The organism is Streptosporangium sp. NPDC023963, assembly GCF_040639135.1.
In the GTDB taxonomy this organism is placed as follows: domain Bacteria; phylum Actinomycetota; class Actinomycetes; order Streptosporangiales; family Streptosporangiaceae; genus Streptosporangium.
On sequence record NZ_JBEZZK010000003.1, the window covers coordinates 591616 to 615990 of the forward strand.

Annotated in this window: 19 protein-coding genes; 10 read left to right on the forward strand and 9 right to left on the reverse strand. The window is 71.0% G+C overall.

What is annotated here, in order from left to right; all coding sequences use genetic code 11:
* Positions 1 to 74 precede the first annotated feature (74 nt).
* A complete protein-coding gene (locus tag AB0F88_RS13865; protein ID WP_362682099.1) occupies positions 75 to 335 on the reverse strand; it encodes a hypothetical protein in 261 nt (86 codons plus the stop codon).
* A 248-nt stretch (positions 336 to 583) separates the two neighbouring features.
* Complete coding sequence (locus AB0F88_RS13870) at positions 584 to 1273, reverse strand: GntR family transcriptional regulator (RefSeq protein WP_362682102.1); 690 nt, start codon at positions 1271 to 1273, stop codon at positions 584 to 586.
* A 139-nt stretch (positions 1274 to 1412) separates the two neighbouring features.
* On the opposite strand from AB0F88_RS13870, the gene AB0F88_RS13875 reads away from it, so the two are divergent.
* From AB0F88_RS13875 to AB0F88_RS13910, 8 genes are all read left to right on the forward strand, one after another.
* Positions 1413 to 2216, forward strand: coding sequence for an FAD binding domain-containing protein (locus AB0F88_RS13875; protein ID WP_362682105.1), 804 nt, complete (start codon positions 1413 to 1415; stop codon positions 2214 to 2216).
* 216 nt (positions 2217 to 2432) lie between these two features.
* Entirely contained in the window at positions 2433 to 2963 is a 531-nt protein-coding gene (locus AB0F88_RS13880) for a (2Fe-2S)-binding protein (protein ID WP_362682108.1), read from the forward strand.
* Positions 2960 to 4345 (forward strand): molybdopterin cofactor-binding domain-containing protein, encoded by a 1386-nt coding sequence (locus tag AB0F88_RS13885; RefSeq protein ID WP_362682111.1) that lies wholly within the window; start codon positions 2960 to 2962, stop codon positions 4343 to 4345. Before AB0F88_RS13880 ends, AB0F88_RS13885 begins: the two co-directional genes overlap by 4 nt.
* 3 nt (positions 4346 to 4348) lie before the next feature.
* Positions 4349 to 5386, forward strand: a complete 1038-nt coding sequence (locus AB0F88_RS13890; protein WP_362682114.1) for a molybdopterin cofactor-binding domain-containing protein — start codon at positions 4349 to 4351, stop codon at positions 5384 to 5386.
* Positions 5387 to 5418: 32 nt separating this feature from the next.
* The gene (locus AB0F88_RS13895) at positions 5419 to 5721 is read left to right on the forward strand and encodes an EthD family reductase (RefSeq protein WP_362682117.1); all 303 of its coding nucleotides are present in this window, start codon (positions 5419 to 5421) and stop codon (positions 5719 to 5721) included.
* A 248-nt stretch (positions 5722 to 5969) separates the two neighbouring features.
* Positions 5970 to 6836, forward strand: coding sequence for a MoxR family ATPase (locus tag AB0F88_RS13900; protein ID WP_362682120.1), 867 nt, complete (start codon positions 5970 to 5972; stop codon positions 6834 to 6836).
* Positions 6829 to 8229, forward strand: coding sequence for a VWA domain-containing protein (locus AB0F88_RS13905; RefSeq protein WP_362682123.1), 1401 nt, complete (start codon positions 6829 to 6831; stop codon positions 8227 to 8229). Before AB0F88_RS13900 ends, AB0F88_RS13905 begins: the two co-directional genes overlap by 8 nt.
* A gap of 64 nt (positions 8230 to 8293) precedes the next feature.
* Positions 8294 to 9208: an amidohydrolase family protein gene (locus AB0F88_RS13910; protein ID WP_362682126.1), complete on the forward strand. Its 915-nt coding sequence runs from the start codon at positions 8294 to 8296 to the stop codon at positions 9206 to 9208.
* A 163-nt stretch (positions 9209 to 9371) separates the two neighbouring features.
* On the opposite strand, the gene AB0F88_RS13915 is transcribed toward AB0F88_RS13910, so the two are convergent.
* The 4 genes from AB0F88_RS13915 to AB0F88_RS13930 all read right to left on the reverse strand — a co-directional run bounded on the left by AB0F88_RS13915 (position 9372) and on the right by AB0F88_RS13930 (position 14323).
* Positions 9372 to 10052, reverse strand: a complete 681-nt coding sequence (locus tag AB0F88_RS13915) for a hypothetical protein (protein WP_362682129.1) — start codon at positions 10050 to 10052, stop codon at positions 9372 to 9374.
* A 189-nt stretch (positions 10053 to 10241) separates the two neighbouring features.
* Positions 10242 to 13085, reverse strand: coding sequence for a vitamin B12-dependent ribonucleotide reductase (locus AB0F88_RS13920; protein WP_362682132.1), 2844 nt, complete (start codon positions 13083 to 13085; stop codon positions 10242 to 10244).
* Positions 13086 to 13169: 84 nt separating this feature from the next.
* Positions 13170 to 13631: a transcriptional regulator NrdR gene (nrdR, locus tag AB0F88_RS13925; RefSeq protein ID WP_362682135.1), complete on the reverse strand. Its 462-nt coding sequence runs from the start codon at positions 13629 to 13631 to the stop codon at positions 13170 to 13172.
* A 425-nt stretch (positions 13632 to 14056) separates the two neighbouring features.
* A complete protein-coding gene (locus AB0F88_RS13930) occupies positions 14057 to 14323 on the reverse strand; it encodes a LysM peptidoglycan-binding domain-containing protein (protein WP_362682138.1) in 267 nt (88 codons plus the stop codon).
* An 853-nt stretch (positions 14324 to 15176) separates the two neighbouring features.
* Here AB0F88_RS13930 and lexA point away from each other — a divergent pair.
* Positions 15177 to 15887, forward strand: coding sequence for a transcriptional repressor LexA (gene lexA / locus AB0F88_RS13935; RefSeq protein WP_350975199.1), 711 nt, complete (start codon positions 15177 to 15179; stop codon positions 15885 to 15887).
* Positions 15888 to 16114: 227 nt separating this feature from the next.
* Here lexA and leuS read toward each other — a convergent pair whose 3' ends face one another.
* On the reverse strand, positions 16115 to 18583 hold the full coding sequence (gene leuS / locus AB0F88_RS13940) for a leucine--tRNA ligase (RefSeq protein WP_362682514.1): 2469 nt from the start codon (positions 18581 to 18583) through the stop codon (positions 16115 to 16117).
* A 549-nt stretch (positions 18584 to 19132) separates the two neighbouring features.
* Between leuS and AB0F88_RS13945 the strand changes: the two genes are divergently transcribed.
* Positions 19133 to 21643: a hypothetical protein gene (locus AB0F88_RS13945; protein WP_362682143.1), complete on the forward strand. Its 2511-nt coding sequence runs from the start codon at positions 19133 to 19135 to the stop codon at positions 21641 to 21643.
* Positions 21644 to 21678: 35 nt separating this feature from the next.
* On the opposite strand, the gene AB0F88_RS13950 is transcribed toward AB0F88_RS13945, so the two are convergent.
* Both AB0F88_RS13950 and AB0F88_RS13955 read right to left on the reverse strand, forming a co-directional pair.
* Positions 21679 to 22953, reverse strand: a complete 1275-nt coding sequence (locus AB0F88_RS13950; protein ID WP_362682146.1) for a cytochrome P450 — start codon at positions 22951 to 22953, stop codon at positions 21679 to 21681.
* Positions 22954 to 23062: 109 nt separating this feature from the next.
* A complete protein-coding gene (locus tag AB0F88_RS13955; RefSeq protein ID WP_362682517.1) occupies positions 23063 to 24238 on the reverse strand; it encodes a cytochrome P450 in 1176 nt (391 codons plus the stop codon).
* Positions 24239 to 24375 lie beyond the last annotated feature (137 nt).

The following is a 24375-nucleotide window of genomic DNA, read 5'->3' on the forward strand; positions in this document are numbered from 1 at the left end:
GAGGCGAACCCGAACGGCCTCTTGACGCCCGGGCGGCGGGCTGCCCGGAGGCGGCCTCCGGGCAGCCGCGATCGTCACCTGTCGCCGTTGTTCTCCGGCGTCTGCGACAGCGCGCTGGCGGCGGCGGACTTCTCCTCGTCGCCCTGCTCCGGGTCCGACAGCGTCCTGGACGAGGCCGACGCCGCCTCGGCACCGGTCTCCCCGTGGCTCTCCGGAGCCTGCGACAGCGCGCTCGCGGCGGCGGACTTCTCCTCGTCGGTCGCGTTGGGGTCGGCCAGCGTCCTGGCCGCGGCCGTCGCCGCCTCGGAACCGGTCTGTCCAGAGTTGCTCGTCACGATCTCACCTTTCCTCGAACCGTATCCGCGTTTCTCGCATCCCGGCCGGGGCGGTGAGGTCGTGCGGGCTCCCGCGCCGCGCACGATCTCGCCGTCCGTGCCGCGGCGGGCGCCGGCCCCTCACGGGGATCGGGCGGCCCGCCGTTCCGGCCGGTGATGACCACAGCCCGGCCCGGCTACCCCGGTCACCGGGTTCCAACCGCGAATCCTCCGCATACGCGGTGATTCAGCCGGGATTCAGCCGGGATTCAGCCGGCGGCGGTGTCGCGGATCCTGCCGTGGGCGTCGTGCGGGAGGTCGGCGTAGTGCCACTGGTGGTCGCGGGCGTGCTTGCAGGCCGTCTCCAGGTCGCCGCGCTCGATCACCGCCAGCAGCTCGGCGTGGTCGCGGGCGATGTCGTGGAGGTCCACGCCGGTCGCGAGCATCGTGACCGAGGTGCGCGCCTCGATCTGCAGCCCTTCCCAGGAGAGCCTGAGCAGCTCGTTGCGAGCGGCCTCGACGATGCGCCGGTGGAAGGACACGCTCGCCCGCATGGACGCCTCACCGTCGTGCTCGGCGGCCGCGGCCCGCATCGCCGCCACGTCCGATCCGAGCGCCTCCAGCGGGACGGTCCCGGCGAGCAGGGCGAGCCGGATGGCCGTCTCCTCCAGCGCGGCCCGCACGACGTAGCTCTCCCTGAGCGTCTCGTGGACGAAGGGACGCACGAAGGTGCCCCTTCGCGGCTGGGTCTCCACCAGCCGCATGACCTCCAGCTCGCGCAGTGCCTCGCGGACGGGTGCCTGGCTCGTGCCGTACGTCGCCGCGAGACGTGTCTCCACCAGTCGCTCACCGGGCCTGAACTGGCCGGAGACGATCCGGCTGACCAGCGAGTCGCGGATCTGCCGCGACAGCGTCAGCCGCGGCAGCATGGAGGGCTCCCCCGTCATCTCCTCGGTCATGGAGCGCATCCTACCGAGTGTCGATTCTCGTTCATCGATCTCCTCTTGACCCCCCCTTGACTCAGGGACGAGCCTCAATCTACGGTTCCGATAATCAATTATCGATATTTAACCCGCTCGTAACGCAGGGGGTCCGGACATGATGATCCAGGCGGTCCACGTGCCAGAGTCCGCCGAGGCCGTGGCGGCCCACTCGGCGAGGGGCGGCCAGATCATGGGCGGCGGCACCGTCGTGATGCCGCTGGTCAGCGGCGGCGCCGCGACCGGGAGCGAGCTGATCAGCCTGCGAAGGGCCGGGCTGGCGGGGATCGAGGTCCGTGACGGCGTCGCCAGGATCGGCGCGGCCGCCCCCCTGTCCTCCGTCGAGGAGCATCCCGGGCTCGGCTTCCTGCGCCCGGCGGTGCGCACCATCGCCTCCCCCACGATCCGCAACCTGGCGACCGTGGGCGGCAACCTGTTCGTCGCGCAGCCGTACGGCGACCTGGCGGTCTGCCTGCTCGCCCTCGACGCGCTGTGCGAGATCGCGGGCCCCGGCGGGCGGCGCGACGCCCCGGTGGCCGACGTGCTCGCCTCGGGGGTCGCCGCGGGCGAGTTCGTCACGGCGGTGGTGGTCGCCCTGCCGGAACCGGGAACCTGGTACTACCACAAGGCGATGCGCCGCAGGCTGAACTCGGCGTCCATCGTGACCGTCGCCTCCGTGACGCGCACCGAGGACGGCGTGGTGACCTCGACCAGGATCGCCCTCGGCGGCGTCGCCCCGCGCCCGGTGCGCGCGGTGTCGGCCGAGCGGCTGCTGGCGGGCCGTCCGCTGAGCCCCGACGTCCTGACCGAGGCCGGGGAGGCCGCCCGCTCCGACACCGCGCCCTTCGACGACGCCTACGCCAGCGCGTGGTACCGGGCGCGGGTCCTGCCCGTGCACCTGCGCCGGGCCTTCACCGGCTAGCGGTCCCGCGGCGCCTGTCACGTGCCCGCCGTCCTCCCGTCCACCGGCCCACCCCTCGGAAACGCCGATCCACGCCTCGGAGACGCGATTCACCCCTCGGAGATCCACCCCTCGGAGACGCGCCTCGGAAACGCCGATCCACCCATCGGAGACGCGGTCCACCCGCACCCCCGGAAGCGCCCGTCCACCCGCCCACCCCCCAGAAAGGGCCGGACAATGTCGTCACAGATCGTCTCGCTCGTCGTCAACGGCGAACCCCGGGAGTTCATCGCCAGACCGGGGACCACCCTCCTGGCGACCCTGCGCGACTCGCTGGGGCTCACCGCGGCCAAGCGCGGCTGCGCGCAGGGCAGCTGCGGCACCTGCACCGTGCTGGTCGACGACCGGCCCGTGACGGCGTGCCTGGTCGCCGTGGAAACGGTCTCGGGCTGCTCGGTCCGCACGCTCGAGGGAGTGGCCGCCGGCGGGGACCTCGACGAGGTGCAGAGCGCCTTCGTCGACAACTTCGCCACCCAGTGCGGCTTCTGCACGGCAGGCATGATCATGGTCGCCGAGGCCCTGCTGGACCGCAACCCCGACCCGACCAAGGAGGACGTGGCCGAGGCGATCTCGGGCAACGTCTGCCGGTGCACCGGCTACCAGCCCATCATGATCGCCATCCTGGACGCGGCCAGGCGCAGGCGCGGGGAGAGCGCGGAGCCGGGACAGCCCGTACAGGAACCCGTGGAAGGGACGGTGTCGCGATGACCTACCGGCTCGCCCCCATCGACAAGGGCTCCTTCGCCGCCGAGCGCGAGGACGACTTCACCGTCATCGGCTCGGTCGTCCAGCGCTCCGACGCGCTGGGACACGTCACCGGCAGGACCGAGTTCTTCGAGGACGTCGCCCCGCGGGGGATGCTGCACCTGAAGATGCACCGCTCGGCCCGCCACCACGCCAGGATCAGGAGCGTCGACCTGACCGGTGCCCTGGAGGTGCCGGGCGTCACGCGGATCCTCACCCACGCGGACATCCCGAACAACATCTACACCCCGCTCAAGCTGATCGGCGTCGGGCCGGACGACGAGCCGATCCTGGCCGTCGACAAGGTCCGCTACCTCGGCGAGCCGATCTGCGCGGTGGTCGCCGAGTCCGAGGCGGCGGCCCTGGAGGGCGCGGCCAGGATCAGGGTGGAGTACGAGGACCTGCCGGCGGTCTTCGACGTCGAGGAGGCCCTGGCGGAGGGGGCGCCGCTGGTCAACGAGTACCACGGCCGCAACTTCTTCACCTACGAGGGGCACCACTGCCGGCGGATCCGGTTCGGCGACGTGGAGCAGGCGTTCGGGCAGGCCGACCACGTCTTCGAGTGGCGCTACGAGTCCGCGCCGATCGAGCAGGCCCCCACCGAGACCACCGGCTGCGTGGTGGTCCCGCAGGCCGACGGCCGGCTGCGCATCCACTCCGACACCCAGGCGTGCTTCTTCACCCTCGACAACACCGCGCTGATCCTCCAGACCCCGTTCAACAAGCTGCGCGTCGTCGGCGGGACGGTCGGCGGGGGCTTCGGCGGCAAGGTCGACGTCGTCGTCGAGCCGGTCGCGTGCGTGGCCGCCATGGTGACCGACCGCCCGGTCAAGTTCGTCTACAACAGGTACGAGGAGATGCAGGTCTCCTCGCCGCGCGCGGCCGAGCGCATCTACATCAAGGACGCCGTGATGAACGACGGCCGGATCATCGGCCGCAAGGTCACGCTGTACGTCGACTCCGGCGCCTACGCCCGGCACACCCCGTACGGCACCACCAAGGCCGCCGCCCACCTGCCGGGGCCGTACTCGATCCCGAACGTGTGGGCCGACTGCCACTGCGTGTTCACCAACCGCACGCCGTCCAGCGCGATGCGCGGGTTCGGCGTGACCATCGGCGACTTCGCGCTGGAGTCGCAGATGGACCGGGTCGCCAGGGCCCTGTCCATGGACCCGCTGCAGCTGCGCCTCATCAACGCCTACCGCGACGGGGACCTCAAGGCCCACCGCAAGGTCGCCGAGGGCACCGCGCTGGTCGAAGTGATCCAGAAGGCCGCGGAGATGTCCGGGCACGAGCTGCCCGAGGCGTACCGCCGGATGTCCTCGACGACACGAGAGGGGCTGTAGGCCATGGCCAGGCTACGCGGGCGCGGATACGCGTCGGTGAACTACCCGACCGGCATGAACCTCGGCGGCGACCCCTCGCAGGCGCTGATCCACGCCACGACCACGGGCACGTTCGTGATCACGCTGTCCTCGGTGGACCTCGGCCAGGGCATCAAGACGATCGCCGCGCAGTGCGCCGCCGAGACGCTCGGCCTGCCGATGGAGAACGTCCTGGTCAACACCGCCGACACCGACACCGGCCCGCACTGCATGGGGACCTTCGCCAGCCGGGGCACCCACCGCGTCGGCAACGCCGTCATCATGGCGGCGGCCGAGGCGCGCGCCGTGATGCTGGAGGTCGCCGCCGAGGAGCTGGAGGTCGACGCCGGGGACCTGGAGACCGACGGCACCGGCGTCATCAAGCTCAAGGGCTCGGACCAGCCGAGCATCCACATCACCGACCTCGCCCTGGCCGCGCACTTCAAGCACGGCCGCACGATCTCCGGGCGCGGCATCTTCCTCAAGGAGCCGAGCACGCCGGTGCCCGAGACGGGAGAGATGGACCCCGACTCCTGCCAGGCGCACGCGTGCACGGTCGCCGTCGTCGAGGTGGACGACGAGACCGGGACGGTCGAGGTGCTGGAGCTGTACAACGCCTACGAGATCGGCCGGGCGCTCAACCCGGCGATGGCGACCCAGCAGGTCGAGGGCGGGGCCTGGATGGGCATGTCGCACGCCCTGTTCGAGACCACCGAGCCCTACTATCCGCGGCGCGACCACGGGCCGGTCGACTTCGCCGACTACCTCATGCCGGGGCCGGCCGACATCCCCGTACAGCACAGCCTGTTTTTGGAGCGCCCGGCGGGCAACGGCCCCTACGGCGCCAAGGGCATCGGCGAGATGACCGCCAACGCGCCGATCCCGGCCATCGCCAACGCCATCTTCGACGCCTGCGGCGTACGCGTCACGGCGATGCCCTTCACCCCCGAACGCGTCCTGCGCGGGCTGGACGCCCTGCGTGAAGACGCCCCGCGCGAGGTCTCCTCGCGCGGGAACACCTGAGAAACCCATCCGATCCGGAGGAACCGATACCCATGCTGAAAGTCGTCTCGCTGCTCAAGCGCGCGGAGAACCTGTCCCACGAGGAGTTCGCGAAGTGGGTCGTGGAGGACCACGTCGAGTTCGCCAAGAAGCTTCCCGGGCTGCGCAAGTACACGGTGAGCGTCAGCAACGGCGACGACGCCCCGTTCGACTCGGTGAACGAGCTCTACTTCGACGACGACGCCGCCCGCGTGGCCGCGTTCGGCTCCGAGCACGGCAAGGCCGCCGCGGCCGACGCCGCCGCGCACACCACCCAGCGGATCCACCTGCTCACGACCGAGCACGCGCAACTGTGACGCCTGTCGGGGGTTCCCCGGTGCCCGGCGGGTTCCCCCCGGCGCCCGGCGGGTCCTTCTCGGCGCCCGGCGAACCCTCGACGCCCGGCCGGGCCTCCTCTACGGCCCGCGGAAACTCCTCCGCGGCCCGCGCAACCTCCTCGGTGGCCGACGGAGGTGTACCGGGGGCCGGTGGGGCTGTGCCGGGGGCCGGTGGGGGTGTACCGGGGGCTGACGGAGGTGTACCGGGGGCCGGTGGGGGTGCTTCGGTGGGCCGCCTCCTGGACGAGCGCGCGCTCGCCGCGGCGCTCGAACGGGAGGGGTACTTCGCCGACGAGGGCCTCTGCACCGCCGTCCACCTGGCACTTCGGCTGGGCCGCCCGCTGCTGCTCGAAGGAGAACCCGGCGTCGGGAAGACCGAGGTCGCCCGGGTGCTCTCGCGCGTCGTGGGCCGGGAGCTCATCCGGCTCCAGTGCTTCGAGGGGCTGGACTCCGGCCAGGCTCTGTACGAGTGGGACTACCCCAAGCAGCTCCTGCAGGTCCGGGTGGCCGAGAGCCGCGGCCAGGAGGTCGGCGACCTCTACCGCGAGGAGTTCCTGCTGCGGCGGCCGCTGCTGCGCGCCCTGGAGGCCGACCGCGGCGCGGTCCTGCTGATCGACGAGATCGACCGCGCCGACAGCGAGTTCGAGGCGTTCCTGCTGGAGTTCCTGGGCGACTTCCAGATCACCGTCCCCGAGCTGGGCACCATCCGGGCGCGCACGCCGCCGGTCGTGGTGCTCACCTCCAACCGGACCCGCGAGCTGCACGACGCCCTCAAACGGCGATGCCTCTACCACTGGATCGCCTTCCCCGAGGTCGACCGCGAGCGGGCGATCCTGCGCGCGGCCGTCCCCGGCCTGGAGGAGCGGGCCGCTGAGGGGCTGGTACGCGCCGTCCAGCGGGTACGCGGGCTGCCGCTGCTCAAACGGCCCGGCATCGCCGAGTCGGTGGAGTGGGCCAGGGGCGCGGTGGCCCTGGCCGAGGGCGGCAGCCCCTGGCCCGTGGCGCTGCGCCGCGCCCTCGGCCTGCTCATCAAGGACGAGGAGGACACCCGGTTGCTCGTCGGGCACGCGGAGGAGCTGTTCGGCGATGCCTGAGCCCCCCGCCCTCGCGCGGGAGCCGTCCGGCGACAGCGAGCCCGCCACCCCCATGGGAGAGCCGTCCGGCGGCCCCGAGCCCCCCGCCCTCGCGGGAGAGCCGTCCGGCGACCCCGGGCCCGTCGCCCCCACGGGAGAGCCGTCCGGCGACCCCGGGCCCGTCGCCCCCACGGGAGAGCCGTCCGGCGACAGCGAGCCCGTCGCCCTCGCGGCCGGTCACGTGTGGGGGTTCCTGTCCGCGCTGCGCGCCGCGGGCGTGACCACCGCGCTGCCGAAACAGGCCGACCTGCTGCGGGTCGTCGGCGAGTCGCCGCCGCGCGACCTGACCGCCCTGTACTGGTACGCCCGGATCACCCTGCTGCACGACATCGAGGAGCTCGCCGCGTTCGACCGGGTCTTCACCGCGTGGTTCCGGCAGGGCGGCCTTCCCGACGCCGTGCCGCCGCCGCCCGCCGGGGAGAGCGACGTCCCCTCCCCCCAGGGACCCGGCGAGGACGACCCCGCCCCGCGAGAGGTGCTGCCCGGCGACGGCGTCGAGGCCAGCACGCTCAGCACGTACGGCAGGCGGGACTTCGACGCGGCCGGCGGCCGGTGGCGTTCGGTCACCCGGGCCCTGGAGGCCGCCTGGCCCGCCGTGCTGCCCTCGACCCCGTCGAGGCGGCGGCGCCCGGCGCGGACCGGCGACCGGCTGGACGTGCGGCACGCCTGGCGGCGGGCGCACCGCCACGACGGGGAGATCATCGAGCTGCGCCGGCGCGCCCGGCCCCCGCGCCCGCGCCGCCTGCTCGTCCTGGTCGACGTCTCGGGCTCGCTGCGGCGGCACACCCCCGACCTGCTCCGCCTGGCGCACACGGCACTGCGCGCGGCACCGGCCCGCACCGAGGTCTTCACCTTCGGCACCCGGCTCACCAGGATCACCTCCGCCCTGTCGTATCCCCACACGGGCCGGGCGCTGCGCGCGGTGTCAGAACGGGTCACGGACGCCGACGGCGGCACCGCGATCGGGGCGGCGCTGCAGGAGTTCCTGGACGTTCCACGGTTCGTGGCGCTCGCGAGGGGCGCGCTGGTGATCGTGCTGTCCGACGGGCTCGAACGCGGCGACCACATCCCCATGGTCCGCGCGACCGCCCGCCTGTCCCGGCTGGGTCACCGGCTCGTCTGGTGGTCGCCGCTGGCGTGCTCTCCCGCCTACAGCCCGGTCACGCGCGCCATGGCCGCGCTGCTCCCCCACCTCGACCACCTCGGCGGCGTACGCGACCTGCCCACCGCCCTCGCGGAGGTCCGCCGCCTCCCCGCGGTCCTGTCCGGCCCCCGGCGCGCGGCGGCCAGGCGGTGGGCCGCTCCGCACTCCACTTCGCACCCCGCTCCACGCCCTGCGGGAGCCCGCTCATGACAGTCTCCACGGACAGGCCCCCGCGCGGGGCCGAGGCCGGGGGTCCCCACGCCGGAGGTATCCGATGAACGACACCACCGCCCGTCCGGCTCCCGCCGGGATCGTCGACGCGCACCACCACATCTGGCGCGCCGCCGACCTGCCCTGGCTCCAGGGCGAGATGATCCCGCGCATCTTCGGCCCCTACGAACCGATCCGCCGCGACTACCCGGTGTCGGAGTACGTCGAGGAGGCCACCGCCTGCGGCATCATCTCCGCGGTCTACGTGCAGGCCAACTGGCCGCTCGACCGTGCCCTGGACGAGGTGCGCTGGCTGCGCGAGACGCACGCCGAGACCGGCTGGCCGACGGCCGTGATCGGCTCCGCGGACCTCTTCGACGAGGGCGCGGCCGACGTGATGCGCCGCCAGGCCGCGCTCACCCCGCTCATGAGGGGCACCAGGCTGCAGCTGCACTGGCACGAGCGGCCGGAGTTCCGCTTCGCCTCCGGCCCCGACCGCATGAAGGATCCCGTCTTCCGCCGCAACATCGCCTCGCTCGCCGACCTCGGCTGGCTGTTCGAACTCCAGGTGTTCGCCGGGCAGATGGCCGACGCCGCGAGCTTCGTCGACGACTTCCCCGACGTCACGTTCGTCCTGGTCCACGCGGGGATGCTCGACGACTTCGAGGCGTCCCGGGTGGCGGAGTGGAAACGCGGCCTGAGACTGCTCGCCGAGCGGCCCAACGTCGTGGTGAAGCTCACCGGCCAGGGCACGTTCGTGCACCGCGTGGACCGCTCACTGATCGGGACGGTCGCGGACACCTGCCTGGAGGTATTCGGCTCGCACCGCTGCATGTGGGGGAGCAACTTCCCGATCGAGAAGATCTGGACCGACCTGCCCACCCTGGTCTCCACCTGGCAGGAGGTCCTCGCCGGCCGATCCGCCCAGGTCGTCCAGAACGTCTTCGCCGCCACCGCCCGCCGGGTCTACCGCCTGTGAGGACCGGCCCGGGCACCGGAACCGATCTCACCGGGCGGGCACCGGCGGCGTCGACCGCCCCTGTCCCGGCGCGGGATGTGCACCCCCGTCCCAGGACCTCACGGCCCGTCCCGCTTCACGGCGACGCGATGCGCGGCGTTCTCGCCACGCGGTCACAACCTCCTCAGCGGTTGAACCTCTCCAGTTTCCTCGCCATCTTCCCGGCCTGGGAGACGCCGTATTCCGATTCTCGCCAGTTCTGGGCGTAAGGGAGGGTGTAGACGGCCACCGTCCTCCCCTGCCGCATGACGGTGCCGCCCATCGTCGTGGCGTGCTGGAAGACGTCCACCAGGAACGCCTCGTCACCGATGCGCACGGGTTTCGTCTTGTAGGTGAAGTACTGGCGATTTCGCTCGCCACACCGGTGCAGTTGTGACCGCAGACCCTCGACGGCCCTGCGAGCGGCCGTCTCGTCCCGATAAACGATCAGCTGCTCGGAGTAGTCACCATCCCACTTCACACTTCTGCCCGTGACGGTCCGTGCGGCCTGGCGGCCGACGTCCGTTCGCCTCGCGGTGGCGCAGGGGTCGATCAGCAGGGGTACGTCCCGGAGGTCACTGAACCTCCAGGACATCGGGCCGATCTCCTTCTCGAACCTCTTCCTGGTCGCCCCGCTCTCGTACAGCAGGAACCCCTTGGGGATACCCGACCGCACGACCGTGATCGCCGTGGACGGCGCCCCGTCCGCCGCATGGGCCGGCATCCCGGAGCCGGTCATGATCGTGAAGGCGATCGCCGCGGCCGGCAGCGCCAGGGCTTTGCGAGCCGGACCGGGCCACGTTCGGGTTCCGCGCCTGACATCCATCAGAGTCCCCTTCGGCAGCGACTGTCATCTGGTGATGAGATGCCGAAACCAGGTGATCCGTTCGCTGCCGGATTCGCGGACGACTCCCCGAGGACGCCGGAGGGGGCCGGACTCGGTTCCGGCCCCCTCCTCGCTGTCAGGCGCTTCTTGCTGTCAGGCGCTACGCGGGCGCTGCCTTTCCGCCCGGGATCAGCTGCAGCCGCTGGTGGAGCCGCAGCCCTCGCAGACGTAGCAGCTGCCGGCGGGGCGCATCTTGGTGCCGCAGGTCATGCAGAGCGGCGCGTCGGCGGTGCGGCCCTGGTGGGACTCCAGGGAGCCGGTGCGGCGTGGGGTCTCCACGGGCACCGCCTCGGGGCGGGACTTCGGCTCCTCGACGGGAGCGGCCGTCTCGATGGGAGCCGAGGTGGCGAGCTCGGCGATGACCTCGTCGGCGGTGTGGATCGGGGCCGGGTCCTCACCGCGCTGCTGGGCGGCGCGCTCGGAGGCGGAGAAGATCCCGAGGGCCGCGCGGTCGTCGTAGGGCAGGTGGTCCAGGGCCAGACGGCGGAAGATGTAGTCCATCACCGAGGCGGCGATGCGGACGTCCGGGTCGTCGGTCATGCCGGCCGGGTCGAAGCGCATGTTGACGAACTTGCCGACGTACGTCTCCAGCGGCACCCCGTACTGCAGGCCGATGGAGATGGCCACCGAGAACGCGTCCATGACGCCCGCGAGGGTCGAGCCCTGCTTGGACATCTTCAGGAAGACCTCACCGAGACCGTCGTCGGGGTAGGACGAGGCGGTCATGTAGCCCTTGGCGCCTCCCACGGTGAAGCGGGTGGTGGTGCTGGGGCGCTGGTTCGGCATCCGGCGGCGGGTCGGGCGGCTGATCTCCACGACCTGGATCGCCGGCTCGGCGGGCGTCTCCTTCTCCTCGGTCTTCTTGCCCGAGGCCGAGAGGGGCTGGCCGACCTTGCAGTTGTCGCGGTAGACGGCCAGGGCCTTCAGTCCGAGCTTCCAGCCCTCCATGTAGACCTGCTCGATGTCCTCGATCGTCGCGGACTCGGGAAGGTTGACCGTCTTGGAGATGGCTCCGGACAGGAACGGCTGGGCCGCGGCCATCATGCGGACGTGGCCCATCGGGGCGATCGCGCGCTCACCCATGGCGCAGTCGAACACCTCGTAGTGCTCGCGCCGCAGGCCGGGGGCGTCGACGACGTGGCCGTGCTCGGCGATGAACTCGACGATCGCCTCGACCTGCTCCTCCTGGTAGCCCAGCCGCCGCAGCGCGCGGGGGATCGTCTGGTTGACGATCTGCATGGAGCCGCCGCCCACGAGCTTCTTGAACTTGACCAGGGCGAGGTCGGGCTCGATGCCGGTGGTGTCGCAGTCCATCATCAGGCCGATGGTGCCGGTCGGGGCGAGGAGCGAGGCCTGGGCGTTGCGGTAGCCGTTCCTGTCGCCGAGCCGCAGGCACTCGTTCCACTGCCTGGAGGCCTCGCGGTGGATGGCCCCGTCGATCTCGTCGAACGTGCGCAGGGCGTCGTTCGCGTCGTTGTGCTTGCGCATGACCCGCTTGTGCGCGTCGGCGTTGCGGGCGTAGCCGTCGTACGGGCCCACGACCGCGGCCAGCTCCGCGCTGCGGCGGTAGGAGACGCCGGTCATCAGCGAGGTGATGGCCCCGGCGACCGCCCGGCCGCCGTCGGAGTCGTAGGCGTGGCCGGTGGCCATGAGCAGCGCGCCGAGGTTGGCGTAGCCGATGCCCAGCTGGCGGTAGGCGCGGGTGGTCTCGTCGATCTTCTCGGTCGGGAAGTCGGCGAAGGTGATGGAGACGTCCATCGCGGTGATGACCAGCTCGGTGATCTTCACGAAGTTCGCGATGTCGAAGGTGTCGTCGTCCTTCAGGAACTTCAGCAGGTTGATGCTCGCCAGGTTGCACGAGGAGTTGTCCAGGTGCAGGTACTCCGAGCAGGGGTTGCTGGCGGTGATGCGGCCCGTCTCCGGGCTGGTGTGCCAGTCGTTGATCGTGTCGTCGTACTGGAGGCCGGGGTCGGCGCACTCCCATGCGGCCTTGCCCATCTTGCGGAACAGCTCTCTGGCGTCGATCTTCTCGATGACCTCGCCGGTGAGGCGGGCGCGCAGGCCGAACTCCTCGCCGTTCTCCACCGCGCGCATGAACTCGTCGGAGACGCGCACGGAGTTGTTGGCGTTCTGGTACTGGACGGAGACGATGTCCTTGCCGCCCAGGTCCATGTCGAACCCGGCGTCGCGGAGGGCGCGGATCTTGTCCTCCTCGCGCGCCTTGGTCTCGACGAACTCCTCGATGTCGGGGTGGTCGACGTCGAGGACGACCATCTTGGCGGCGCGGCGGGTGGCGCCCCCGGACTTGATGGTGCCCGCGGAGGCGTCGGCGCCGCGCATGAAGGAGACCGGGCCGCTGGCGGTGCCGCCGCTGGAGAGCAGCTCCTTGGAGGAACGGATCCGGGAGAGGTTGACGCCGGAGCCCGATCCTCCCTTGAAGATCACGCCCTCTTCCTTGTACCAGTCGAGGATCGACTCCATCTGGTCGTCGACGGCCAGGATGAAGCAGGCGCTGACCTGCTGCGGCGACGCGGTGCCGACGTTGAACCAGACGGGCGAGTTGAAGCTGAAGACCTGGTTGACCAGGGCGTGCTTGAGCTCGTGGTCGAAGATCTCGGCGTCCTCGTCGGTGGCGAAGTAGCCGTGCTCGACCGCCGTGCGGGTGTAGACGCCCACCACCCGGTCGACCAGCTGCTTGAGGCTCCACTCCCGCTGCGGGGTGCCGACCGCGCCGCGGAAGTACTTGGTGGTCACGATGTTGGCGGCGTTGACCGACCACGACTGGGGGAACTCGACGCCGCGCTGCTCGAAGTTGATCGAGCCGTCGCGCCAGTTGGTCATGACGACGTCACGGCGCTCCCAGGTCAGCTCGTCATAGGGATGCACGCCTGGCGTGGTGAAGATGCGCTTCATCTTCAGGCCCTTGCGCGGCCTCTTGCCCCCACGTGTCACCGCGCCGACAGTCTCCGTCATGACTTCCCCCTCCTGGGGCTCCGTAGAACCCTCGAATCGGACCACACCAACGCGCCGCCTCACCCCCGGCGCCCGGGGTCTGCATCAGTCCTGCTCGGTGGAGCGCTCCGCCCGGAGCCGCTCGATCTCCGCCTCGAAGTCGGCCAGGGTCTCGAACCCCCGGTAGACGGAGGCGAACCGCAGGTACGCCACCTCGTCCAGCTCGCGGAGCGGGCCCAGGATGGCCAGCCCGACCTCGTGGGCCGCGATCTCGGCACACCCGGTGGCCCGGATGCTCTCCTCGACCCGCTGGCCCAGCTGCGCCAGGGAGTCCTCGCTGACTGACCGTCCCTGGCACGCCCGCCGGACTCCGGCGATCACCTTGTCCCTGAAGAACGGTTCCGTCACACCGCTGCGCTTGCTCACCATGAGCAGGACGGTCTCCTGCGTGGTGAACCTGCGCCCGCATTCGGAGCACGTGCGCCTGCGGCGGATGGCCCCACCGTCCTCGGTGGCCCGGCTGTCGATGACTCGCGTGTCCAGATGGCGACAGAACGGACAATGCACGTGTGTCGCCTCCCTGACTACCGAAGCGGCCGACCCATTTCACCTACCCACCACGCGCACGCACAGACGCTCGCGCACACACCTTCGAATAGTCGAGGTGCGGTAATGGAAACACAATCTGTGGTGAAGGGTTGCGATGCAGCCACTAGATGTTGTGGTCCAACCGTAGAAGTGCGCGACCATGAACGCAAGTTGAAACGACCTTGCCGGACGAAGTCGCTGATCAGCCGTCACATCGCGGCGTGTCGCCATGCGGGCGAGACCCCTCCCGTCCCGGGCATCCCTTCCCTCACACGCGCCCCGGGCGACCTGTCAGGCGAGGACACCCCGCACATCCTCTCCCGGCCCGCCACCGCCCTCCCGGACCCCTCCCCCGCGTACGCCGCCGCTCCTCCCCCGCCTCAGGGGACAGGCCCTCCCGGGCCTCAGCGGACGAGGCCCTCGGGGAGGTAGAGCCGGGTCCCCGGCCGGACCGAGGAGCCGGACAGCCCGTTGAGGTCCATGACACGACGGACCGTCGAGCCGGTGTCGGCCTCCTCCGTCAACGCGTCCGCGATCTCCCACAGCGTGTCGCCCGCGTGCACCGTGATCCGGGGAAGGTCCTCGAGGTCCGGCCGCCCGCCCGCCGAGGCCATGTCGATGCGCCCGCCGATCCAGAGCGCCCCCAGGGTGAGGAGCGCGAGCACCGCCACCGCCACGATCCTTCCACGCCTGGTGAGCCGGAGTGGCCGCCGGACGGGCGCCGGACGGGCGACCCCGGGACGGCGGGCCCGCGCCGCGGACGCCGCCGCCGGGCCCGGCGCCCTTCCCGGCCCGGACCCTCCCTCGAGTCCCCGCTCCGGCTCGCGGCCGGGCCTCCACCCCGGCTCGCGGCCGGGTCGTCGTCTCCGCTCACGCCCGGACGGCCGCCCGGGCTCGCGACCGGGCCCCTGCCCGGATTCGCGCCCGGCCAGCCGCTCGGACCCCTGCCCGGACCTCCGCCCAGCCCCCTGCCCGGACCTCCGTCCCGGCTCGCGACCGGCCGCCTGCCCGGATTCGCGCCCGGACACCCGCTCGGCCCTCTGCTCTGCCCCCTGCCCGGACCACTGCCCCGACCCACGGCCGGTACGCGGTCCCGGCGGTGATCCCGGCAGCACCGGCCCCCATACGGATCCCGGCCCGGGCCCCGCCTCGGACCTCCGCGCGGACTCCGACCCCGACCCCGACCCCGACCCCGGCTCCGGCTCCGGTCGCGGGGGCGGCACGAGCCGCAGGCGCGGCGCCTCCGGTGATCGCCGCGCCGCCCGGGATGCCGACGCGGTCCTGGATCGCGGTGTCGTCGTGGTCGGTTTCATGGTGACCCCCATCCCCTCGACCTGGCCGAACACATGTCGAAGAAAGATCGGCGAATCGAACACGATGTCGATCGAACTCCCGTACGATGTTGTACACCACGGCGTCGCCGATTTCGAGGACATTCGAACAATTGTTTGAATATGATCTTCAGCCGAGGTATGGTCGCTGTGCGCGACGCGTTAAATACAGACCGGGAGGCGAGGAGTTCGTATGAGCCAGCACAACGAGAACGGTTCGGCCGCCAGCGACCTGGCGGTGCGAAGGCGTGACTCCCTTGGCCTCACCCCTAGGCAGCGGAAGATCCTTGAGGTGATCCGCGATTCCGTGCAGCAGCGCGGCTACCCGCCGTCCATGCGGGAGATCGGTGAGGCGGTGCAGCTCACCAGCACCTCCAGCGTGTCGCACCAGCTGACGGCGTTGCAGCGCAAGGGCTACCTGCGGCGTGATCCGCACCGCCCCCGCGCCCTGGAGGTCCGCCTTCCCGGCGAGCCCGTGCTGTGGGTGGATCCCGACTCCGGCGAGGACGAGGCCCCGGTCAGCCGCCCGACCGCCGCCTACGTTCCCCTGGTCGGCCGGATCGCCGCCGGTGGTCCCATCCTCGCCGAGGAGAGCATCGAGGACGTCTTCGCCCTGCCCAAGCAGCTTGTCGGCGAGGGCACCCTCTTCCTCCTCCAGGTGACCGGTGACTCGATGATCGAGGCCGCCATCGCCAACGGTGACTGGGTGGTCGTACGCCAGCAGCCGGTCGCCGACAACGGCGACGTGGTCGCGGCGATGATCGACGGCGAGGCCACGGTCAAGACCTTCAAGCGTAGAGACGGCCATGTCTGGCTGGTCCCGCACAACCCCAACTACGACCCGATCCCGGGTGACGAGGCCACCGTGCTCGGCAAGGTCGTCGCGGTCCTCCGCAAGCTCTGACACGAGCGTTCCGGGCGAGCTCCGGACCGTTCTTGCTCCGCGCCCGCTGAGCCCGCCGAGCTCCTCTCCTCGCTGGGCTCTTCTCCGCACCCGCTGAGCGAGGTTCGAAACACGCCGTTCCGACGCGAGTTCCACACCACGCGCCGCAGGACGCGCGACACGCCGGATGGGTGGTGTCCCGACATCGGGACACCACCCATCCGGCGTTTTCAGGGCTTCCCCGCCGCCTACGGGACGATGTTGACCAGCTTGGGCGCGCGGACGATCACCTTTCGCGGCGCCCCGGACAGGAAGGACCGGACCTTCTCCGACTCCAGGGCCAGCGCCTCCAGGTCCGCCTCGGAGATCTCCGGGGAGACCTCCAGCCGGTCTCGCACCTTGCCCGCGACCTGGACGACACAGGTGACCGACTCCTGGACCAGCAGCGCCGGGTCGGCGACCGGCCAGCCCGCGGTGGCTACCGAGGCGGAGTGTCCCAGCCGCTCCCAGCCCTCCTCCGCCGCGTACGGCGCGACCAGGGACAGCATGACCGCCAGGGTCTCGGCGGCCTCCCTGACCGCCGGGTCGGCGGCGCCGGGCCCGGAGTCGATGGCCTTGCGGGCCGCGCTCGTCAGCTCCATCATGCGGGCCACCGCGACGTTGAAGCGGTGGGAGTCGACCAGCCTGGTGACCTCGTCGATGGTGTGGTGGACGACCTTGCGCAGGTTCAGGTCTCCGGCGGTGACATCCACCCCGGGTGCCGAGGCCGCGCCGGCCTCGGCCATCACCCGGAACGCGCGGGCCAGGAACTTCTGCGACGCCGCCGGGGAGACGTCGGCCCAGTCGATGTCCTCCTCGGGCGGTCCGGCGAAGACGACGGTCAGCCTGACCGCGTCGACACCGTAGGCGTCGATCTGCCGGCCCAGGTCGACGCCGTTGCCCAGCGACTTGGACATCGCCTTGCCCTGGTTGATGACCTGCCCCTGGTTCAGCAGGCGGGTGAAGGGCTCGACAAAGTCGATCATCCCCATGTCGTGCAGGACCTTGGTGAAGAACCTGGCGTACAGCAGGTGCAGCACGGCGTGCTCGACGCCGCCGATGTACTGGTCGATCGGACCCCACCTGCGGACGCGCTCGACGTCGAACGGGCCGTCCTCGTACGCCGGGTCGACGTAGCGCAGGAAGTACCACGAGGAGTCGACGAAGGTGTCCATCGTGTCGGTGTCGCGCTTGGCCGGGCCGCCGCACTTGGGACAGGAGACGTTCACCCAGTCCTCGGCCGAGGCCAGCGGGGAGACGCCCTTGGGCGCCAGGGCCTCGCCGCGCATGTCGGGCAGGGTGACGGGCAGCTGGTCGTCGGGGACGGGGACCTCGCCGCAGTCGGCGCAGTGGATGATCGGGATCGGGCAGCCCCAGAAGCGCTGGCGCGACAGCAGCCAGTCGCGCAGCCGGAAGTTGACCGTGAACCGTCCGGTGCCCCGCTCGCTCAGCACCTCGATGATCTTCCGGATCGCCTCGGTCTTGGCCAGGCCGTCCAGCGGGCCGGAGTTGACCATCGCGCCGTCACCGGAGGTGGCGACGCCGGTCTCGCCCGGATCGGCCAGGCCGGTGTGCACGACCACCCGTACCGGCAGGTCGAAGGCGCGGGCGAAGTCCAGGTCGCGCTGGTCGTGCGCGGGCACGGCCATGATGGCGCCGTGGCCGTAGTCGGACAGCACGTAGTCGGCCGCCCAGACCGGCATGCGCTCGCCGTTGACCGGGTTGATCGCGTACCGGCCCAGGAAGACGCCGGTCTTCTCCTTCTCGGTGGACAGCCGGTCGATGTCGGACAGCTTGGAGACCTCGACCCGGTAGGCCTCGAACGCCTCGCGCCGGTCGTCGGTGACGATCTCCTCGGCCAGCGGCGCGTCCGGGGCGACCACGAAGAAGGTGGCGCCGTACAGGGTGTCGGGACGGGTGGTGTAGACGGTGACCGGCTCGTCGCGGCCCTCGATCACGAAGTTGACGTCGGCGCCCTCGGACCGGCCGATCCAGTTGCGCTGCATGGTCAGCACCCGCTCGGACCAGCCGCCCTCCAGCAGGGCCATGTCGTCCAGCAGCCGGTCGGCGTAATCAGTGATCTTGAAATACCACTGGGTCAGCTCGCGGCGGACGACCTCGGCGCCGCAGCGCTCACACTTGCCGTCCTTGACCTGCTCGTTGGCCAGCACGGTCTGGTCGTTCGGGCACCAGTTGACCAGGCCGCCCTTGCGGTAGGCCAGGCCACGCTCGAAGAAGCGGTTGAACAGCCACTGGGTCCACTTGTAGTACGAGGTGTCGCTGGTGTGCAGGCGGCGCGACCAGTCGAAGGAGATCCCGTAGCGCCGGTAGGAGTTGGCCTGGGTCTCGATGTTGGCGTAGGTCCACTCCGCCGGGTGCGCGTTGTGCTTGATCGCGGCGTTCTCGGCGGGCAGGCCGAAGGAGTCCCAGCCGACGGGGTGCAGCACGTTGTAGCCGCGCTGGACCCAGTAGCGGGAGATGACGTCGCCCAGGGCGAACACCTCGGCGTGCCCCATGTGCAGGTCGCCCGAGGGATAGGAGAACATGTCGAGCATGTAGCGCCGCTCGCGCGGGTCGGCGGGGTCGTCGGAGGCCCGGAAGGGGTCCAGTTCCTCCCACCTGCGCTGCCACTTGACCTGCAGGGCCTGCGGGTCATAGTGCTGCTCGTCGCTCTGCATGTCGGCTCGCTCGCTCACGTCGGTTTCCTCGGGGTGTGTCTGCGTGGATGGTCTGACCCGTCCGGCCCAATGCAAAAACCCCCCGCTCACGCGGAGGGCAGCCGCATCGGCAGGGCGCTCAGGGACGGGGACGCCGATGCGGCCCGATAAGCAGGGTCGCGGCACGCATAAGGCAAGACTATCGCAGCCCGCAAGGCGTATTCATGGCCAGGGAAAACAGGGCCGATCGCGGCAAGCGGGGGACAGGATCCGGCCAGGTCGGCAGAATGGGGTTCCGTACTCGCGGGGCAACGAGACTCGATGGCTATGCGCCTGTTGTGACCTCGTATGTCTCTCACGTTTACTCTTTTAACCGTGGCACATTCAGCAGAGCCGGGGCAGGGCCCGGATCCGATGGAGGTCGGCCTGCCCATGCAGGATCCACCGACCGACCCCACCGGACTCCAGTTCAGGGGGGCGTTCTCCGGTTTCCCTGCGAGCCCCCCCGTCTCACGTGAGACCATGCCCAATACGCCTAATTCGGGCACCCGCGCGGGAGGTAAGGAAAGCATGGCCTCGGAGCAGTCCAGCCAGTCCCACCTGCCTCCGGCATGGCCGGAGGCAGCCGAGCCGTCGCCCTCGTGGGCGAACGACTCCCTCGGTACCGGCCCCCGGCTCCCCCGCCCGCAGGACGAGCCGCAGGGCGGCAACGACTCCTCGTGGCAGACCCCGCCCCGCGGCGAGGGGCAGCGCCCCGCCCCTTCCCCAGCGGATTCCCCCGGCGGCCGTACGCAGAGCCCGCAGGCCGACGGCTGGGCACAGGCGACCAGCCCGCAGGCCGACGGCTGGGCACAGGCGTCGAACCCCCGGAGCGACAGCTGGTCGGAGGCTTTCAGCCCGCGCAACGACGGCTGGGCGCAGGCGTCCGCCCCCCAGGCCGACGGCTGGGCACAGGCATCCGGCCCCCAGGGATCGGGCACGCAAGGCGACGGCTGGGCACAGGCGACCGGCCCGCAGGGATCAGGCGCCCAGGCCGACGGCTGGGCACAGGCAACCAGCCCGCAGAACAACGGCTGGGCGCAGGCGACCGCCCCCCAGGCCGACGGCTGGGCACAGGCATCCGGCCCCCAGGGATCAGGCACGCAAGGCGACGGCTGGGCACAGGCGACCGGCCCGCAGGGTGCCGACGGCTCGCACCAGACCTCCCCCGGCAACGGATGGCCGCAATCCGCCCCTGCGCAGGACGGCTGGGCACAGGCCTCGGGCCCGCAGGCCGACGGCCGCCACCCGTCCTCACCCAACAACGGATGGCCGCAGTCCACGCCGCCACAGGACGGCAACGCTCAGCACACCTCCACCCCCCAGACCGGCTCCTCCAACGGCTGGGCGCAGGCCGGCGCACCGCCCAACGACGGCCGGCCCAGCGCCACGCCCCACGACGACGGCCGTACGCAGAGCCCGCAGGCCGACGGCTGGGCACAGGCGACCAGCCCGCAGAACAACGGCTGGGCGCAGGCGACCAGCCCGCAGGCGTCGAACCCGCAGGGGGACGCGCGCCGGCAGGGTTCCGGTGCGCCGGCGGGCGAGACGTGGCAGGCCACCGCACCGGGACACGACGCCTCCGCCTGGCCTCCGGCACAGCCGGCGGAGAACAGCGGGTGGCCGCCCTCGCCCGCGCCGGCGGAGAACGCCCCCTGGCCACCCGCGGCCCCGGCGGGCGACGGCGCGTGGCCTCCGGCCCCCTCCGCGGGGAACGCGGGTCCCGCCGAGGCCCAGACCTCGGCGTTCTCCCCCTCCTGGGCGGGCACCGACGCTCCGGCCGCTCCCTTCGGGAGGGCCCACCCCGGCACCGCTCAGGGAAACGCCCAGGGCGCCCCTTCCGGCGTCGCCCTCGGTGGTCCCCCCTTCGGGGGCGCCTCAGCTGAGGGCGGCACCCCGAACGGCACCCCGAACGGCGACGGCACCGGAAACGCGCGGCGCAGCTACGGCGTGCCGGACACCCCCGCCATGTGGGCCCAGGCGGCGAACGCGGCGGCTTCCGGCGCACCCGCGCCCCAGGCGACCCCCGTTCACCCCGGAGCCGGCGGCCCCCTGCCGTCCCAGCCCGGCCACCCGGGCCAGCCCGGACACGGAGGTCACCCTGGGCAGCCCGGCCAGCCTGGAAATCCCGGCCAGCCCGGGCATCCGGGCCAGCCCGGTCATCACCTGAGCCGCGACCCCTCCGACCCGAACAAGCCGTTCGTCACCGCGGGACAGATCAGCGGCCCGAAGACACCTCCGCCCGAGCGCCAGCAGGAGCTGTGGAACACGGTCTTCGGCGACAACTACCAGGCCATCGAGGACGAGGACGATCTCGGGGAGCGGGGACGGCCGGTCTGGATCTTCGCACTGGCCGGGTCCGTGATCATCGCACTGCTCGGCGCGGTGCTCTGGGCGTTCCTGGCCGGGCCGCTGGCCGGCGGCGAGGAGATCGCCTCCGATCCCAAGCCTTCGACGGCGGCCACCAAGAAACCGGCCAAGCCCGCGGCCATCGGCCGCCTGCCGCGCTTCACCGGTGAGGCGTCGCCGGTGGCCGGCACGCTCACCGACCAGCAGGCGGGGATCACCCTGGCACAGCTCGGCGCCCCCTGGCGGCAGGACCAGCGTCCCGGCATGCCCGCCTCCTACGGCTTCACGACCCGCCAGTATCTGCCGGCGGGTACGGACTCCACGGGCAAGACCCAGTTCGCGCAGCTGATGTCGGGCCCGCTCTCCCCGCGTCTGAAGAGCAAGTACACCTCGCCGGAGAACCTCGCACCGGTGATCAACGCGGTGGCCTCCAACGGGCGCAACAAGTTCTTCCCCGAGGGCAACACCGCCCGCAAGACCGCCCAGCAGACCCTGTCGGTGAACGGCCTGCCCGGCCAGCTCGCCGCGTACGAGATCACCTCGGGCGACTCGAAGACGACCATGGTCGTGGCGGCGGTGAGCACCGGCGCCGACCTGCCCTCGATCGTCTACATGTCGGTGCCGGACAGCAAGAAGGAGCTGCTCCCCGACATCAACACCGTCTTCAAGTCGATCCGCGCGGCGGGGCAGTGACCACCCCGTAGGAGGTCCTGAAAGCCGCGGACGGCTTAGAAGGCACACTCCATCCGCTTGATCCCGTTGATGAAGCTGGAGTGGAGCCGCTCGGGAGCGCCGCCCTCGATCCGCGGGACGCGACGGAGCAACTCGCGGAACATGACGGTGATCTCGCGGCGGGCGAGGTGGGCGCCCAGGCAGAAGTGCGGCCCCGGGCCGCCGAAGCCGATGTGGGGGTTGGGACTGCGGGTGATGTCGAAGCGGTGCGGGTCGGTGAAGACGCTCTCGTCGCGGTTGGCGGCCCAGTAGTAGAACACGACCTTCTCCCCCTCGCGGTAGAGGTGGCCGTTCATCTCGTGGTCGCGGGTGACCTTCCTGCGCATGTAGTTGACCGGTGAGGCGAGGCGGACGATCTCCTCGACGGCACCGGGCAGGCGCCCGTCGAGGTCCTGGAGCAGCAGCTCCCGCTGGTCGGGGTGCTCGGTGAACAGGTGCAGGCCGTGGGAGATGGCGTTGCGGGTGGTCTCGTTGCCCGCCACCACCAGCAGGATGAAGAACGAGCCGAGCTCCTGCATCGTCAGCTTCTCACCGTCGATGTTGGCGTTGACCAGCGACGAGGTGAGGTCGGTGGTGGGATGTTCCGTCCGGTGCGCGGCGAGGTCCTGAACGAGTTGCTGCAGCTCCATCCCGGCGGTCAGCAGCCTCTCCGCGACGGTGTTCATGTCGAGGCCGACGTACTCGGGGTCGAAGCCTCCGAGGATGATGTTGGATCTGTCGAAGACAGCGCGGTAGTCCTTCTCCGGTATCCCCATCATGTCGCAGATGATCTTCAGGGGCAGCTTGGCGGCCACCTCGGTCACGAAGTCACAACCCGGCCCCTTCGCGATCAGGTCGTCCACGATCCGCACGGCCGCGGCGTCGACGTCGGCCTCGAACTGCTTGATCATCTTCGGGGTGAACGCCCGGGACACGATCCTGCGCAGCCGCGCGTGCCGGGGATCGTCCATGTTGATCATCGAACCGAAGTACTCGGCGAACTCGGCGGGCATGTCGAGGATGTTGGTGGCCCCGCCGTCTCCCGAGCAGAACACCTCGGGAGTGCGGCTGGCCTCCAGGATGTCGGCGTGCTTGACCAGCGCGTGGTAGCCGAGCCCTCGCGGGACCAGCGGGTTCTCCATCTCCTGGTAGAAGACGGGACGCTCCAGCTCCCTCAGGAGCCGGAAGGCGTGCTCCCGCTCCGGCATGGGCCTGGCCCAGAAGTCGTAGTCCGACAGGTCGAAGTCACCGGCGGAGACGATCGGCTTCCGCTCGGCTGGCGTCACGCTCATGGCGCCCATCCTTTTGGAAAGCAAGCGCTTGCGTCAACGCGAGGCCCCAGGCGACGCTCGGAATTTTGGAAAGCAAGCGCTTGCGTCAACGCGAGGCCCCGGGCGGCGCTCAGAAGTCGCAGTCAAGGTGCTTGATGCCGTTGATGAAGCTGGAGCGCAGACGGTCGGGCTCCCCCACGGAACGGATTGCGGGCAGGCGGGTGAACAACTCGCGGAACATGACGGTGATCTCGCGGCGGGCGAGGTGGGCGCCCAGGCAGAAGTGCGGCCCCGGGCCGCCGAAGCCGACGTGCGGACCCTCGGTACGCCGGATGTCGAAGCGGTGCGGGTCGGTGAAGACGCTCTCGTCGCGGTTGGCGGCCCAGTAGTACAGCAGCACCTTCTCGCCCGCGCGGTAGAGGTGGCCGTTCATCTCGTGGTCGCGGGTGAGGCTGCGGCGCATCCAGGCGACGGGCGAGGCGAGGCGGACGATCTCCTCGACGGCACCGGGCAGGCGCCCGTCGAGGTCCTGGAGCAGCAGCTCCCGCTGGTCGGGGTGCTCGGTGAACAGGTGCAGGCCGTGGGAGATGGCGTTGCGGGTGGTCTCGTTGCCCGCCACCACCAGCAGGATGAAGAACGAGCCGAGCTCCTGCATCGTCAGCTTCTCACCGTCGATGTTGGCGCTGGTCAGGGCGGTGATGAGGTTGTCTCCCCCCTCGGCGGCCAGGGAGATGACGAGGTCCTGGAGTCCCTGCCCCGCGCCGAGGAGCAACTCGGCCGCACGGCTGACGTCGGCGATGAACTCGGGGTCGCCGCCCGACAGGATGATGCTCGTGGCGTCGAAGACCGCCTGGTAGTGCTCGGGGCCGATGCCCATCATGTCGCAGATGATCTTCAGGGGCAGCTTGGCGGCCACCTCGGTCACGAAGTCACAACCCGGCCCCTTCGCGATCAGGTCGTCCACGATCCGCACGGCCGCGGCGTCGACGTCGGCCTCGAACTGCTTGATCATCTTCGGGGTGAACGCCCGGGACACGATCCTGCGCAGCCGCGCGTGCCGGGGATCGTCCATATTGATCATCGAACCGAAGTACTCGCCGAACTCGGGGCCGAGGTCCTGGATGGACGTCGCCCCCCGGCCCGAGGAGAAGATGTCGGGGTGGCGGCTGGCCTCGATGATGTCCGCGTGCCGCACCAGGGCGTAGTAGCCGGGGCCGAGCGGGGCGAAGGGGATCTCGGGCTCGGCGAAGAGGACGGGGCCCGGCTGCGCGCGGAGCACTGCGAAGGCGGCCTCCCGCTCGGCCATCGGCCGCTCCCAGAAGGAGATGTCCGACAGATCGATGTCCGCGAGTGAAACCGTCACGCCAGCCTCCACTAGAACCGCATTCTATTTTATGGATCCTGCCACAGGACCCTCGGCTCAACCAGCCCGGAACGAGGCCG